General features: G+C 58.1%; 11 protein-coding genes and 1 pseudogene. 6 read left to right on the forward strand and 6 right to left on the reverse strand.

Going from position 1 to position 13824, the window contains the following annotated elements:
• Window positions 1–16: 16 nt before the first annotated feature.
• From spoT to KQP88_RS00540, 4 genes are all read right to left on the reverse strand, one after another.
• Window positions 17–2122 carry a bifunctional GTP diphosphokinase/guanosine-3',5'-bis pyrophosphate 3'-pyrophosphohydrolase gene (spoT, locus tag KQP88_RS00525; protein ID WP_025257878.1) on the reverse strand — a complete coding sequence of 702 codons (2106 nt, stop codon included), beginning with the start codon at window positions 2120–2122 and terminating at the stop codon, window positions 17–19.
• A 60-nt stretch (window positions 2123–2182) separates the two neighbouring features.
• Window positions 2183–2446: a DNA-directed RNA polymerase subunit omega gene (gene rpoZ, locus KQP88_RS00530; protein WP_117163837.1), complete on the reverse strand. Its 264-nt coding sequence runs from the start codon at window positions 2444–2446 to the stop codon at window positions 2183–2185.
• A gap of 147 nt (window positions 2447–2593) precedes the next feature.
• Window positions 2594–3229: a guanylate kinase gene (gmk, locus tag KQP88_RS00535; protein ID WP_216704556.1), complete on the reverse strand. Its 636-nt coding sequence runs from the start codon at window positions 3227–3229 to the stop codon at window positions 2594–2596.
• Window positions 3230–3242: 13 nt separating this feature from the next.
• The gene (locus KQP88_RS00540) at window positions 3243–4106 is read right to left on the reverse strand and encodes a YicC/YloC family endoribonuclease (RefSeq protein ID WP_216704557.1); all 864 of its coding nucleotides are present in this window, start codon (window positions 4104–4106) and stop codon (window positions 3243–3245) included.
• 293 nt (window positions 4107–4399) lie between these two features.
• Between KQP88_RS00540 and rph the strand changes: the two genes are divergently transcribed.
• A complete protein-coding gene (gene rph, locus KQP88_RS00545; RefSeq protein WP_025257882.1) occupies window positions 4400–5122 on the forward strand; it encodes a ribonuclease PH in 723 nt (240 codons plus the stop codon).
• 25 nt (window positions 5123–5147) lie between these two features.
• Entirely contained in the window at window positions 5148–5510 is a 363-nt protein-coding gene (locus tag KQP88_RS00550) for a DUF4870 domain-containing protein (RefSeq protein ID WP_216704558.1), read from the forward strand.
• 63 nt (window positions 5511–5573) lie between these two features.
• Here KQP88_RS00550 and KQP88_RS00555 read toward each other — a convergent pair whose 3' ends face one another.
• The gene (locus KQP88_RS00555) at window positions 5574–7454 is read right to left on the reverse strand and encodes a methyl-accepting chemotaxis protein (RefSeq protein ID WP_216704559.1); all 1881 of its coding nucleotides are present in this window, start codon (window positions 7452–7454) and stop codon (window positions 5574–5576) included.
• Window positions 7455–7969: 515 nt separating this feature from the next.
• Here KQP88_RS00555 and KQP88_RS25475 point away from each other — a divergent pair.
• From KQP88_RS25475 to KQP88_RS00565, 3 genes and pseudogenes are all read left to right on the forward strand, one after another.
• A pseudogene (locus KQP88_RS25475) lies at window positions 7970–8851 on the forward strand (methyl-accepting chemotaxis protein); the annotation flags it as partial.
• A gap of 201 nt (window positions 8852–9052) precedes the next feature.
• Complete coding sequence (locus KQP88_RS25480) at window positions 9053–9757, forward strand: methyl-accepting chemotaxis protein (RefSeq protein ID WP_404823052.1); 705 nt, start codon at window positions 9053–9055, stop codon at window positions 9755–9757.
• Window positions 9758–10008: 251 nt separating this feature from the next.
• Entirely contained in the window at window positions 10009–11931 is a 1923-nt protein-coding gene (locus KQP88_RS00565) for a methyl-accepting chemotaxis protein (protein WP_216704561.1), read from the forward strand.
• 36 nt (window positions 11932–11967) lie between these two features.
• Here KQP88_RS00565 and KQP88_RS00570 read toward each other — a convergent pair whose 3' ends face one another.
• Window positions 11968–12594, reverse strand: coding sequence for a hypothetical protein (locus KQP88_RS00570; RefSeq protein ID WP_216704562.1), 627 nt, complete (start codon window positions 12592–12594; stop codon window positions 11968–11970).
• Between the two features lie 231 nt (window positions 12595–12825).
• Between KQP88_RS00570 and KQP88_RS00575 the strand changes: the two genes are divergently transcribed.
• Window positions 12826–13824 (forward strand): glycosyltransferase family 2 protein, encoded by a 999-nt coding sequence (locus tag KQP88_RS00575; protein ID WP_216704563.1) that lies wholly within the window; start codon window positions 12826–12828, stop codon window positions 13822–13824.

Genomic DNA, 13824 nt, shown 5'->3' on the forward strand with positions numbered 1-13824 from the left:
CCTGATGATGGGGTGGCTAGGCGCGCATGCGGGTGATGCGTGTCACTCCTGCCAGGGCGCGCAGTTTCTTGATCACGCGGGCCAGATGCACGCGGTCGTGAACGCTGACGACCAGTTGGACAACGCTGATGCGACCATCGCGCTCGTCCATGCTGATCTTTTCGATGTTGCCGTCGGCGGCGTTGACGCTGCTGGCCAGCAGGGCAATCAGGCCGCGCTGGTGTTCCAGCTCCACGCGCAGCTCGACATTGAACTCGCCAGTGACGTCCTTGGCCCAGGACAGCTGGATGCATTTTTCCGCGTTATGGCGGATTTCGCTGATATTGCGGCAGTTGTCCAGGTGCACGACCATGCCCTTGCCTGCGGACAGGTGACCGACAATCGGGTCGCCGGGGATCGGTGTGCAGCACTTGGCGTAACTGAGTACCAGACCTTCGGTACCGCGAATCGCCAGCGGGCCTTCGGGGCTTGGCAACTGTTCGCCTTCGCCCAGCAGGCGGCGGGCGACCACATAAGCCATGCGATTGCCCAGGCCGATGTCTTCGAGCAGGTCTTCCAGCACCTCGACGCGGTATTCGTTCAGCGCCAGCTGGATGCGCTCGGGAGCGATCTTGTCCAGAGTGCTCTCGAAGCCGTTGAGTACCTTGTTCAGCAGGCGTTCGCCCAGGCTGATGGACTCGGAGCGACGTTGCAGTTTCAGGGCATGGCGAATATGGGTGCGTGCCTTGCCGGTGACCACGAAGTTCAGCCAGGCCGGATTCGGGCGTGCGCCCGGTGCGCTGACGATTTCGACGGTCGAGCCGCTTTGCAGCGGTTCGGAAAGCGGTGCCAGCCGACGGTTGATCCGGCAGGCGATGCAGCTGTTGCCGACATCGGTGTGGACCGCATAGGCGAAGTCCACTGCCGTGGAGCCTTTGGGCAGCTCCATGATCCGGCCTTTTGGCGTGAAGACGTAGACCTCGTCCGGGAACAGGTCGATCTTCACGCTTTCGATGAATTCCAGGGAGTTGCCAGCGCGTTGCTGCATCTCCAGCACACCTTTGACCCACTGACGGGCGCGGGCGTGGGTGCCCTTTGGCTGCTCGTCGTCGGTGGATTTGTACAGCCAGTGCGCGGCAATCCCGTTGTTGGCCATTTCTTCCATTTCCCGGGTGCGGATCTGGATTTCAATGGGCACGCCATGCATGCCGAACAGCGTGGTGTGCAACGACTGATAGCCGTTGGCCTTGGGGATTGCGATGTAATCCTTGAAGCGACCGGGCAGCGGCTTGTACAGATTGTGTACAGCGCCCAGCACGCGATAGCAGGTGTCTACCTTGTCGACGATGATGCGGAAGGCGTAGACATCCATGATCTCGTTGAAGGCGCGACGCTTGCCGCGCATCTTCTTGTAGATGCCATAGAGGTGTTTCTGCCGTCCGCTGACTTCGCCTTCGATTCCGTCCACGGCCAGACAATGGCTCAGGGACTCTTCGATCTTGTTGACCAGTTCCTTGCGATTGCCACGGGCGCGCTTGACCGCCTGATGGATGCGCGAAGAGCGCATGGGGTACATGGCCTTGAAACCCAGGTCCTCGAATTCGATGCGAACGCTATGCATGCCCAGCCGGTTGGCGATGGGTGCATAGATTTCGAGGGTTTCCTTGGCAATGCGGCGGCGCTTCTCGCCGGACAGGACTTCCAGCGTGCGCATGTTGTGCAGGCGATCAGCGAGCTTGACCAGGATCACGCGAATGTCGCGTGCCATGGCCATGGCCATTTTCTGGAAGTTTTCAGCCTGGGCTTCGGCCTTGGTCTCGAAGTTCATCTGGGTCAGCTTGCTGACCCCGTCGACGAGTTCGGCCACGGTTTCGCCAAACTGGAGGCTGAGTGCTTCCTTGGCGATACCGGTGTCTTCGATCACGTCATGCAGCATCGCGGCCATCAGGCTCTGATGGTCCATGTGCATGTCGGCGAGAATGCTTGCGACCGCAAGCGGGTGCGTTACGTAGGCTTCGCCACTGCGACGGCGCTGGCCGTCGTGGGCTTGTTCGGCGTAGTAATACGCTCGGCGGACCAGATTGACCTGGTCCTTGCCAAGATAGGCCGAAAGGCGGTCGGCGAGTGCGTCTATACTCGGCAAGGCGTTACTCCTTGCGCGTGGCTTTTACACTGCGTCGAACCACATCGCCCCGGCATAGGCTTAGACGGCCTCGCTGGACTCGTCCTCGAACGCTGCGAACAATGGTTCATCTTCAACGATTTCAGCTTCTGCGATGACAGAGTAATCCATCAGGCCAGCTGCGATTTCACGCAGGGCAACGACGGTAGGCTTGTCGTTTTCCCAAGCCAGCTTGGGTTCCTTGCCGCCAGTAGCGAGCTGACGCGAACGCTTGGTAGCGAGCATGACCAGCTCGAAGCGGTTATCGACGTGTTCCAGGCAGTCTTCAACAGTCACGCGGGCCATGGGTATTCCTCGTAGCAAATGCGTATGCGCGGTGCCCGGATGGGCGAGCGGACTCGGTAGTTTACAAGCGGTTAGCCACAAGCTTCAAGCGGCACGCCGAAGGGTGAACGTTGCGGGCAGGCGTCAGTGCATGCCCGCAAGGTCGGTTCAGGCCAGTAACTCATTGAATAACAGGCTGTATTTCTCTTCCTGATGCTCCAGGCTGAGCCGGTTGGCGCGGAAAATGGCTTTCAGGTCTTCCAGTGCATGGGCGAAGTCATCGTTGATCACGATGGACTCATATTCCTTGTAATGGCTCATTTCGCTGACCGCTTCGCGCATGCGGGCGTCGATGATCTCGTCGCTGTCCTGGCCGCGGTTGGTCAGGCGCTGGCGCAGTGCCTGCTGGGTTGGCGGCAGGATGAAGATCGAGCGCGCGTGGGGCATCTGCTTGCGAACCTGCTGGGCGCCCTGCCAGTCGATTTCCAGAATCAGGTCGTGGCCTTCGTCCAGAGTCTGCTGCAGATGGCTTTGCGACGTACCGTAGAGGTTGCCGAAGACTTCTGCCTGCTCAAGGAAGTCACCGTGCTCGATCATGCGCTGGAATTCGGCACGATCGACGAAGTGGTAGTTCACGCCATCGACTTCACCCGGGCGTTTGGCGCGGGTGGTGTGGGAAACCGAAACGCGGATCTGTTGCCCGGAGTTTTTTTCCGAGTCGTCGATCAGTGCCTTGACCAGGCTGGTCTTGCCTGCGCCGGACGGGGCGGAAACGATGTACAGGGTACCGGTACTGTGGGTCATGTCAGGTTCAGCCTTACTCAATGTTCTGCACTTGTTCACGCATCTGCTCGATCAAAACCTTGAGGTTGACGGCGGCTTGGGTACTGCGTGGGTCGAAGGCCTTGGAGCCTAATGTGTTGGCTTCGCGGTTGAGCTCCTGCATCAGGAAGTCCAGGCGACGGCCTGCCTGTCCGCCGGTCTTGAGCACGCGACGCACTTCCGTGACGTGTGTACTCAGGCGGTCCAGCTCTTCCGCGACATCGCTTTTCTGCGCCAGCAGAACCATTTCCTGTTCCAGGCGCTGAGGATCCAGCTCGGCCTTCATGTCGGCAAAGCGGTCCGTGATTTTCTGCCGCTGGGTGGCCAGCATCTGTGGCACCAGTGTGCGCAGGGTGGCGACTTCCTGGGTGATGGACGTCAGGCGCTCATCGAGCAGCCTGGCCAGATCCGCGCCTTCGCGACCGCGACCGTTCTTCAGTTCGGTCAGGGCTTCGTTGAACAGCTCAAGGGCTGCGCTGTTGAGGGCCTGCGGGTCCGTGGCATCGGCCACCAGCACGCCGGGCCAGGCCAGGACTTCCAGAGGATTCAGGGCGGCGGGCTGCTTGATCAGGCCCGCGACGGCTTCAGCGGCGGCAATCAGTTGCTTTGCACGGTCGCGATCCACCTGCAGCGGTTTGCCGGCGGTTTCCTCGACGAAGCGCAGGGTGCACTCGACCTTGCCACGGGACAGGCCCTGGCGCAGCGCTTCGCGAATCGCGCCCTCCAGGTCCCGGAAGGATTCCGGCAGACGCAGGTGAGGCTCGAGGTAGCGATGATTGACCGAGCGTAGTTCCCAACTCAATGTGCCTTGAGTGCCTGCCTGTTCGACGCGGGCAAAGGCCGTCATGCTGTGCACCATGGAAGTACCTCTTGTATTCGGTCCATGAACGCGGCCGCGCTGCAGTCATGGAAGTCGTGAAAGCCGACAGGTTGCAAAGGCGCAGGATTGTAGCGCAGTGCGGCGCAGGCTCCCAATCCGCGAGTGTGACAAGCAATGCAAGGCATTATCCTTTTCGTCGCTTCGCGCTGGAGAACCCGGTTCCAGAGCCTTTGAACCATTCGGTATCGGTATTGCGACTTTTAGATGTGCCCAGCCTTGGTTGTGACCTCTATAATGCTCGGCAGTTTTCCGTCCCAGTACAGGTATTCCAGATGAAACGTCCAAGTGGTCGCTCTGCCGATCAGCTCCGTCAGGTCCGCATCACCCGCAATTACACAAAGCACGCCGAAGGTTCTGTGCTGGTGGAGTTCGGTGACACCAAAGTGATCTGCACGGTCAGCGTCGAAAATGGCGTACCACGCTTTCTGAAAGGTCAGGGCCAGGGTTGGCTGACTGCCGAATACGGCATGCTGCCGCGTGCAACCGGTGAGCGTAACCAGCGCGAAGCCAGCCGTGGCAAACAAGGCGGCCGTACGCTGGAAATCCAGCGTCTGATCGGTCGTTCCCTGCGTGCTGCTCTGGACATGTCCAAGCTGGGCGACGTGACCCTCTACGTCGACTGTGATGTGATCCAGGCCGATGGCGGGACGCGCACTGCTTCCATCACCGGCTCCATGGTTGCACTGGCCGATGCCCTGAAAGTGATCAAGAAGCGCGGCGGCCTCAAGGGCGGTGACCCGCTCAAGCAGATGATCGCTGCCGTTTCCGTTGGTATGTATCAAGGCGAGCCAGTGCTCGACCTGGATTACCTGGAAGACTCCGCTGCCGAGACTGACCTCAACGTGGTCATGACCAGCGCCGGTGGTTTCATCGAGGTTCAGGGTACTGCCGAAGGCGCGCCATTCCAGCCAGAAGAGCTGAATGCAATGCTGGCGCTGGCTCAGAAAGGCATGACAGAGTTGTTTGAATTGCAGCGTGCCGCACTGGCCGACTGAATCGTGCAGTAACAAGGAGCCGCAAATGAGTGACAGCCAGTTTTCCAAACCTGCTCGTGAAGTACGTCAATGGGCCATGTTCTGTCATTTTTCGGCTTTCTTCGGGCTGGTCTTCCCGTTCGGCAATCTGCTGGGGCCGCTGATTATCTGGCAGCTCAAGAAGGACGCCGATTCGTTCCTGGATGCTCAGGGCAAGGAAGCGCTGAACTTCCAGATCACGGTTTCGATTGCCTCCATCGTCAGCATGCTGCTGTTCGTGGTGGTCATCGGGATTCCGCTGCTGGCACTGGTCTGTATCGGTGCGATGGTGTTGACGGTCATTGCGGGGATCAAGGCCAATGACGGTCGGGACTACCGCTATCCGTTTACCTGGCGTGCGTTGAAGTAACGATCCGGCACGAAACCCGTCAGTCGCTTCCTGCGCAGGAAGCGGCTGACGTGGCTGGCTTCATCAGATCTTGAAGCTGTCTACCAGTTGCTTCAAGCGTCCTGCCTGTTGCGACAGCGCCGCACAGTCCTTGAGGGTTTCATTGAGGTTGGCAACGCCCTGTTGATTGAGGCTGTTGATCTGGTTGATATCCACGTTCAAGGTTTCCACCACGGCGGTCTGCTCTTCAGTGGCCGCAGCGACTGACTGGTTCATACCGTCGATTTCGCCAATGCGCCGGGTAACGTCGCGCAGACGGTTGCCTGCCTGATTCGCCACTTCCACGCTGTCCTGGCTGGAGGTCTGACTCTCGTTCATGTTCACGACCGCCTGCTGCGAACCGCTTTGCAGCTCGCCGATCATCTTGTGGATCTCATCGGCGGACACCTGGGTGCGATGCGCCAGGTTGCGCACCTCATCGGCTACCACGGCAAAGCCGCGGCCCGCATCGCCGGCACGTGCTGCCTCGATGGCCGCGTTGAGCGCCAGGAGGTTGGTCTGCTGCGAGATACCCTTGATGACGTCCAGAATGTGCCCGATGTTGTCGGTGCTGGCATTGAGGGTTTCGATCCTGGAGCACGAGTCGCTGATCTTGCTCGACAACTCGCTCATGGAGCTTATGGTCTTTTCTACCACGATGCGGCCGTCTTCGGCCTGCTCACGGGCTTCGCTGGCCTGGACAGAGGCGTCGGAGGCATTGCGGGCAATTTCCTGAGTGGCAGCACCCAGTTCGTTGATCGCGGCGGCAACGCTGTTGGTGCGGGCGCTTTGCTCGTCGAAGCCTGTGATCGAGGCGTTGGAGGATTCCACCACACGTCGCGACAGGTCATGCACCTGAACCGTTGCCGACGACACTTCGGCAATCGAGGCATGGACACGCTCGACAAACTGGTTGAAGGCGCCGCCAAGCTGGGCGAATTCGTCCTGGCCCTGAATGTTCAGGCGACGAGTCAGGTCACCTTCACCCTGGGCGATATCTTCCATCGCACGGCCCATGTCGGTCAGTGGACGCATCAGCGCACGGATCAGCAGGCTCAGCAGCAAGGCAATCACGGCCACTGCAATGAGTACGGCGACCAGCGCAGAGCTGCGGAACTGGCTCAGAGGTGCATAGGCCTTGTTTCTGTCGATGCTCAAGCCGATATACCAGTCGGCCGACGGCAGGCCGGTGATCGGGGTGAAGGACAGGATGCGCTCCTGGCCATTGAGGGTCACTTCACGCAGACGCTTGTCCAGGGTCAGGGTCTGGCCTGGATAAATGTCCTTGAGGTTCTTGAGGACCTGATCCTTGTCCGGGCTGACGATGACCTGACCGTCGCCGCTCACCAGGAAGGCGTAGCCGATACCGCCGAACTCGACGGAGTTGATGATCTTGACCAGCGTATCGAGGCTCAGGTCGCCACCGGCCACGCCGGAAACCTGACCGCCTGATTTGATCGGGCTGGCGATAGTCACCACCAGGCCGCCTACCGAAGCGAGGTACGGCGCACTCAGGATGCTCTTGCCGGCGTCGATGGTGGATTTGTACCAGGGCCGTTGACGTGGGTCGTAGCCGGCCGGCATTTCGACATTTGGTCGTTGGGTGAACGTGCCCTTGCTGTCACCGACATACGTGAACTGGAAAGTGGACACCAGCGAGGACTGGGACACCAGACCGCTGAGGTCTGTCCCGACACCCTGGAAGGCAACGTCCTGAGCGAGGTTTTCCAGAACAAGAATGCGCCCGCTCAGCCAGTTCTGAACACTGCTGGCGGTCAACTCCCCGGCCTGCCCTACCGACGTCTCGAGATTCTGACGAATAGTCGTGCGTTGCAGGTAATCGTTATAAAGCGTGAACAATGCGAATGCCAATACCACGACACCCGATGCTGCTAACAGAATTTTATGACGGAACTTCAAGGTCATTACTATAAATCTCGGCAGAAACAATAGGTTGGATGTTCGGGTAGTTTGTTTTTATAGAGGCGTTCTATTCGCTATGCCTAAAGTACTATATACCCACATGCTAATGGTGGACTTTTTGGATCCATTATACGCAGATTTTTGACGTCTTTTTTATGACAGGGTATGACGAGTGCCATACTCTGAATGCCTTTATAACCGTGCTCTTGAGCGAATGAAAGCTTCGTGAAAGCCTGGCGAATATTTTTCAACTTTTATCGATTTTTTATTTCAGTCAGGCAGTGATCTGCCGATAGTGTCATTACGTATTGCCCTCGCTGCGGCCTAAAAGAACAACCTACCAGCGGCCACAATTTTAAACTTGACGATCCCGGAGAAAGTCGATGAGTAGCTGGTTTGCCAACATCAGCGTAAATATGAAACTGGCCCTCGGGTTCGGTCTGGTACTTGTTTTTACTGCCATTCTTGCCTTGACGGGCTGGACCAGCCTCAGCGGGCTGATCGCTCGCAGCAACTGGATGAGCGACATCACTTCGCTCAATTCCCAGCTGACCAAGCTGCGGGTGACGCGCCTGCAATACATGGTGGCCAACGGTGACGAAAAGGTCGCCGAAACCGTTCAGGTCTCCCTGGATGCTTTCAAGAATTATCAGGAAAAACTGCTCAAGAGCTTCAAGAGCCCTGAGAACGTCAAGCTGCTTGAAAAGCTGGGGGCGGTGATCAGCGATTATCAGAAATCCCTGAACAACATGCGCAATGGCTACAGAACCAGCATCGCAATGCGTGCGGAAATGGGCGTGCATGCGGTCAAGGGCGCAGCCCTGATCGATCAGATTCTGGCGGACGTCAAAAAGCTGGACCCTGCCGATGAAACCCGTTTCAGCCAGTATGAAAGCGTCGTCGCGACCAAGGAAGACATGATGCAGGTGCGGTATGAAGTCCGTGGCTATGCCGCCGACATCACACCTGAAAACGAACAGAAAGCCGTCGGCCAGCTGGACGACGCCATCAAGGGCCTGACTGGGCTCAAAGCCACTTTCAGCGACACCCATGGTGATGTTCTGAAGCAACTGGAAACGGCGCTGGGCAACTACCGCACCGCACTTCAGGGCTTCAAGACCGCCAATGCCGATATCACTCAGGCCCGTAAGGAAATGACCGTACAAGGCCAGGACATCGTCAAGATCAGTGAAGACATGTATCAGCTTCAACTGGATCGTCGTGACATGGAGAGTGAACAGGCTCGCAACATGCAGATTGGCTGCACGGTGCTGGCGCTGTTGCTGGGCATTCTGGCTGCGGTGCTCATCACCCGTCAGATCACCCGTCCTCTGCAGGAAACCATGGCTGTTGTAGACCGCATCGCTTCGGGCGATCTGTCGCAGACCATCGTGGTAACCCGTCAAGACGAGTTGGGCGTGCTGCAACAAGGCATCCAGCGCATGGGCACGACCCTGCGCACACTGATTAGCGGGATTCGCGACGGTGTGGCCCAGATTGCCAGCGCTGCCGAAGAGCTGTCGGCTGTGACCGAACAGACCAGCGCCGGGGTCAACAGCCAGAAAGTCGAGACCGATCAGGTGGCGACTGCCATGCATGAAATGTCGGCCACTGTTCAGGAAGTTGCCCGCAACGCCGAACAGGCTTCGCAAGCGGCTTCCAATGCCGACCGCGAAGCCCGCGACGGCGACAAGGTGGTGGGCGAGGCCATTGCGCAGATCGAACGTCTGGCCACTGAAGTGGGCCGTTCGGCTGATGCCATGAGCGAGCTGGAGCAGGAAAGCGACAAGATCGGCAAGGTCATGGACGTGATCAAGGCCGTTGCCGAGCAGACCAACCTTCTGGCCCTCAACGCGGCCATCGAGGCGGCACGTGCGGGTGAAGCCGGTCGTGGTTTTGCGGTGGTGGCCGACGAGGTTCGTGGCCTGGCGCAACGTACCCAGCAGTCCACCGAGGAAATCGAAAACCTGGTGGCAGGTCTGCAGAATGGCACTCGTCAGGTGTCGAGCATCATGCTCAGCAGCCGCGAACTGACCGCCAGCAGTGTTTCGCTCAGCCGCAAGGCCGGGGCATCGCTGGGCAATATCACCCAGACCGTGTCCAACATTCAGGCCATGAACCAGCAGATCGCCGCTGCTGCCGAAGAGCAAAGTGCCGTGGCCGAGGAAATCAGCCGCAGCATCATCAACGTGCGTGACGTTTCCGAGCAGACCGCTTCGGCCAGTGAAGAAACCGCGGCTTCCAGCGTCGAGCTGGCTCGTCTGGGTGGCCAGTTGCAGATGATGGTCAGCCACTTCCGCGTCTGATACATCCCGCTTCACTCTTGAGCCCGGCCTTTGCCGGGCTCAGTTCTTTCTGGCTCCAGCCTCTCTATCTCAAGCTTTTGCGCCCGCCTGCGTGAATGAAAATTTGCGCACTTATAAATGGCCTGTGGCCATCCTTTCTGTTATTCATGTAATCATCTGTATCAATTTACTGGTTCGATCCGCCCACTTACTGGACAACCGGTTGCGGTTCAACGCGCCCGGACGAGCGTTCAGGAAATCGAAGGAATGTCATGAATACATGGTTTGCGAACATCAGTGTGAAATTGAAACTGGCACTGGGCTTTGGTGCGGTGCTTGTCTTGACGTGCCTCATGGCCCTGACGGGCTGGAGTGGTCTGGGTAGCCTGATTGAGCGCAGCGATCGTGTTGCCGACATCATGGGGCTCAACGCCGACATGAGTGAGCTGCGCCTGAGGCGTTTGCAATACGTGACCGAGAACGGCGATGAAAAGATGGGCGATGTCGCTCAGGGCCTTCTCAACCATCTCAAGGAAAAGCACAACACACTGCTGGCGCTTTTTACCTATCCGGGTAATCAGGAAAAGCTCCAGGAGATGAGCAAACTCACCGCCGACTACCAGCAGTCGTATGACCGGATGCGTGAGGCTTACCGCGCCGATGCTGCGTTACGTAAAACCATGGGTGTCCACGCCGTCAAAGGTGCAGAAATCATCGGCAGGATCATCGACGACGTGCTCGCCATGTCGCCGGATGACGAGCGCCGCTTCGGGCGCTACCAGGCAATTCTGAAAGCCAAGGAAAACCTGGCCCTGATTCGCTATGAAGTGCGTGGCTACACCGGCAACCCCAACGAAACCACGGAAAAGAACGCCTATCGCCAGCTCGAGACGGCCCTGCAAGGCATGGAACCTCTCAGGGCTGCTTTCAATGGCAGTTATGGCGACGAGTTCAAGCAACTGGAAAGCGCAATCGTCAGCTATCGCCAGGCTGTGGATAACTTCAAGGCGGCGAATACGGCGATCAGCACGGCTCGCAAGGAAAACACCGCGCAAGGTGTGGAGATGGCCAAAGTCAGCGAGGCGCTGTATCAACTTCAGGCTGTTCGTGGCGCTGAAGACAGTGAGCATGCCCGCAACATGCAGATCGGCGGCACCGTGCTGGCTCTGGTTCTGGGCATTCTGGCGGCGCTGATTATCACCCGCCAGATCACCGGTCCCTTGCAGGACACGCTGGTTGACGTGGAGCGTATCGCGTCGGGCGATCTGTCACGCAACATTGCCGTGACGCGCCGCGATGAGCTGGGTGTTCTGCAACAGGGCGTACAACGCATGAGCGCTACCCTGCGCGACCTGATTGTCGGGATTCGTGATGGCGTGACGCAGATTGCCAGTGCAGCCGAGCAGTTGTCGGCAGTGACCGAGCAGACCAGTGCCGGGGTCAACAATCAGAAGGTCGAAACCGATCAGGTGGCCACGGCCATGAATGAAATGTCGGCCACCGTCCAGGAAGTGGCGCAAAACGCCGAACAGGCTTCCCAGGCAGCATCCAGTGCCGACCGCGAAGCCCGCGACGGTGACCGGGTCGTGGGTGAGGCGATTGCCCAGATCGAACGCCTGGCTTCGGAAGTGGGACGTTCGGCTGAAGCGATGAGCGAGCTGGAGCAGGAAAGCAACAAGATCGGCAAGGTCATGGACGTGATCAAGGCTGTGGCCGAACAGACCAACCTGCTGGCCCTCAACGCGGCCATCGAGGCAGCACGGGCCGGCGAAGCAGGCCGTGGGTTTGCGGTGGTGGCTGATGAAGTGCGCGGTCTTGCACAACGCACCCAGCAGTCCACCGAGGAAATCGAGAGTCTGGTGGCCGGCCTGCAGAACGGTACTCGTCAGGTGTCGGGCATCATGCTCAACAGCCGCGAGCTGACGGCCAACAGTGTCACGCTCAGCCGCAAGGCGGGTGCATCATTGGGTAGCATTACCCAGACCGTCTCCACGATCCAGGCCATGAACCAGCAGATTGCGGCGGCCGCCGAACAGCAGAATGCCGTGGCCGAGGAAATCACCCGCAGCATCATCAATGTGCGTGACGTGTCCGAGCAGACGGCTTCCGCCAGTGAGGAAACCGCCGCTTCCAGTGTCGAGCTGGCGCGTCTGGGCGTTCAGTTGCAGACGATGGTCAGCCGCTTCCGGGTCTGACAGGTATAGCCCGGGACTTGCGGGTCCCGGGACTTTTCAGCTGAGCCGGTTGATGGCCTCGACGTACTGGTTGACGGCTATCTGGTCGGCCTTGCGTCTTCCGGCTTCCAGAAAGGCCTGGAATTTCTCGCTCTCGAATAACTGATCGACGTCCTGACGGATCTTTTTCTGTGCGGAATAAGGTATCGCTGTAACGCCCTCTTCCACTTCATAGGCATTCTCCAGCACCTCGACCAGTTTGGAGCGAAGTTTCCCCATGCCCCGGCCACTGGCGACCCGTTTGTAAGTGGACAGGAAAAAGGTTTCGCCACGGCCCGGCCCCTTTTTCGGAACATAGGCGACGGCACACAGGCCAGCCCCACTTCTCTTGCGCCAATGTGCCGTTGCACTTTCGCTCAGTTGCAGGACGTCGTCCCGCATCCAGGCATGGCCACTGTGGATCAGGTGAATGATTGCAGCATCCAGGGCACGCCGTGTACCGCCAAACCGCAAATCGGTGAAGCGTGCCGAGACCAGTATCTTTTTATTTTTCAGGACGCGAACGATCCAGACCCTACCTCGTGTTTCACGAGTGATACCGCGTGGAACGCTATAGGTCACATCATCGACGATCTTGTCGTAACACCTGAGTCCTGAAATGTCGATTTCAGCGGGTGTATTCATGGGTGTGATCAGCTGTGCCAGTGGGAAGTTAAATGCCGAGAAGTAGATAAAATCATGCTCTAGTAACACTTTCATTACTGTCAGTAAAGTTAACAGTGTTTCATGTAGCCGTTAATTAACACTGCAACTTTCATGGGGCAGTCATTGATATGGAATTCTTCGGCCTGCTGAACTTTACTGTAGCGCATCAGCCGTGTCCGATAACCATTCTGCGACGCTCAGGCAAACTTCATGACGACTCACGATCTCATTACTCCTGTGCTCAGGACTGCTGTCGTTATCCCCAGCTTCAAGGTAAAAGACCACATACTGGATGTCATCGCCGGCGTGGGTGAAAGCGTCAGCCGGATTTATGTAGTGGATGATTGTTGCCCTCAGGGCTCCGGCCATGAAGTCGAACAGCACTGTGCGGATCGGCGGGTCAGGGTGATATTCAACCCCGTCAATCTGGGCGTCGGAGGCACGGTCATGGTGGGGTACGCCGCGGCTCTGGCAGACGGTATGGATATCATCGTCAAGGTGGACGGCGACGGGCAGATGGATCCGGCGTTGATTCCCGGCTTTATCGCGCCGATACAGAGTGGCGAAGCGGACTATACCAAGGGCAATCGTTTCTTCAATCTGGAAGAAATATCCCGCATGCCCGGCCTGCGTATTTTTGGTAACACCACGTTGTCCCTGATGAATAAACTCTCATCGGGATATTGGGACCTTTTCGATCCGACCAACGGGTATACCGCTATTCACAGTGATGTTGTCCGGCACTTGCCGATGAACAAGATCAGCCCGCGTTACTTCTTCGAAACCGACATGCTGTTTCGTCTTGGCACCCTGCGCGCAGTGGTGGTGGATATTCCAATGAGTGCCCGATATGGCGATGAAGTCAGTAACCTCAAGGTCTCTGCGATTCTGGGCGAGTTCATTGGCAAACACCTGCGCAATATGTTCAAGCGCCTGTTCTACAACTACTACTTGCGGGACATGTCACTGGCGTCCTTTGAACTTCCCCTTGGCTTGCTTCTGCTGATATTCGGTACGGTCTTCGGGATCTTTCATTGGGGGCTTTCCCTGCGCACCGGTATTGCGACGTCGCCCGGAACAGTCATGTTATCGGCGCTGCCCATACTGGTCGGTATCCAGTTCATCCTGGCCTTTGTCGGCTACGACATTCAGTCCGTCCCCAGGCGCCCGATTCATTTGCAGAGAAGATTCCTCGGTCGGGAGCTCTAG

Source organism: Pseudomonas lijiangensis (genome assembly GCF_018968705.1).
GTDB lineage: Bacteria > Pseudomonadota > Gammaproteobacteria > Pseudomonadales > Pseudomonadaceae > Aquipseudomonas > Aquipseudomonas lijiangensis.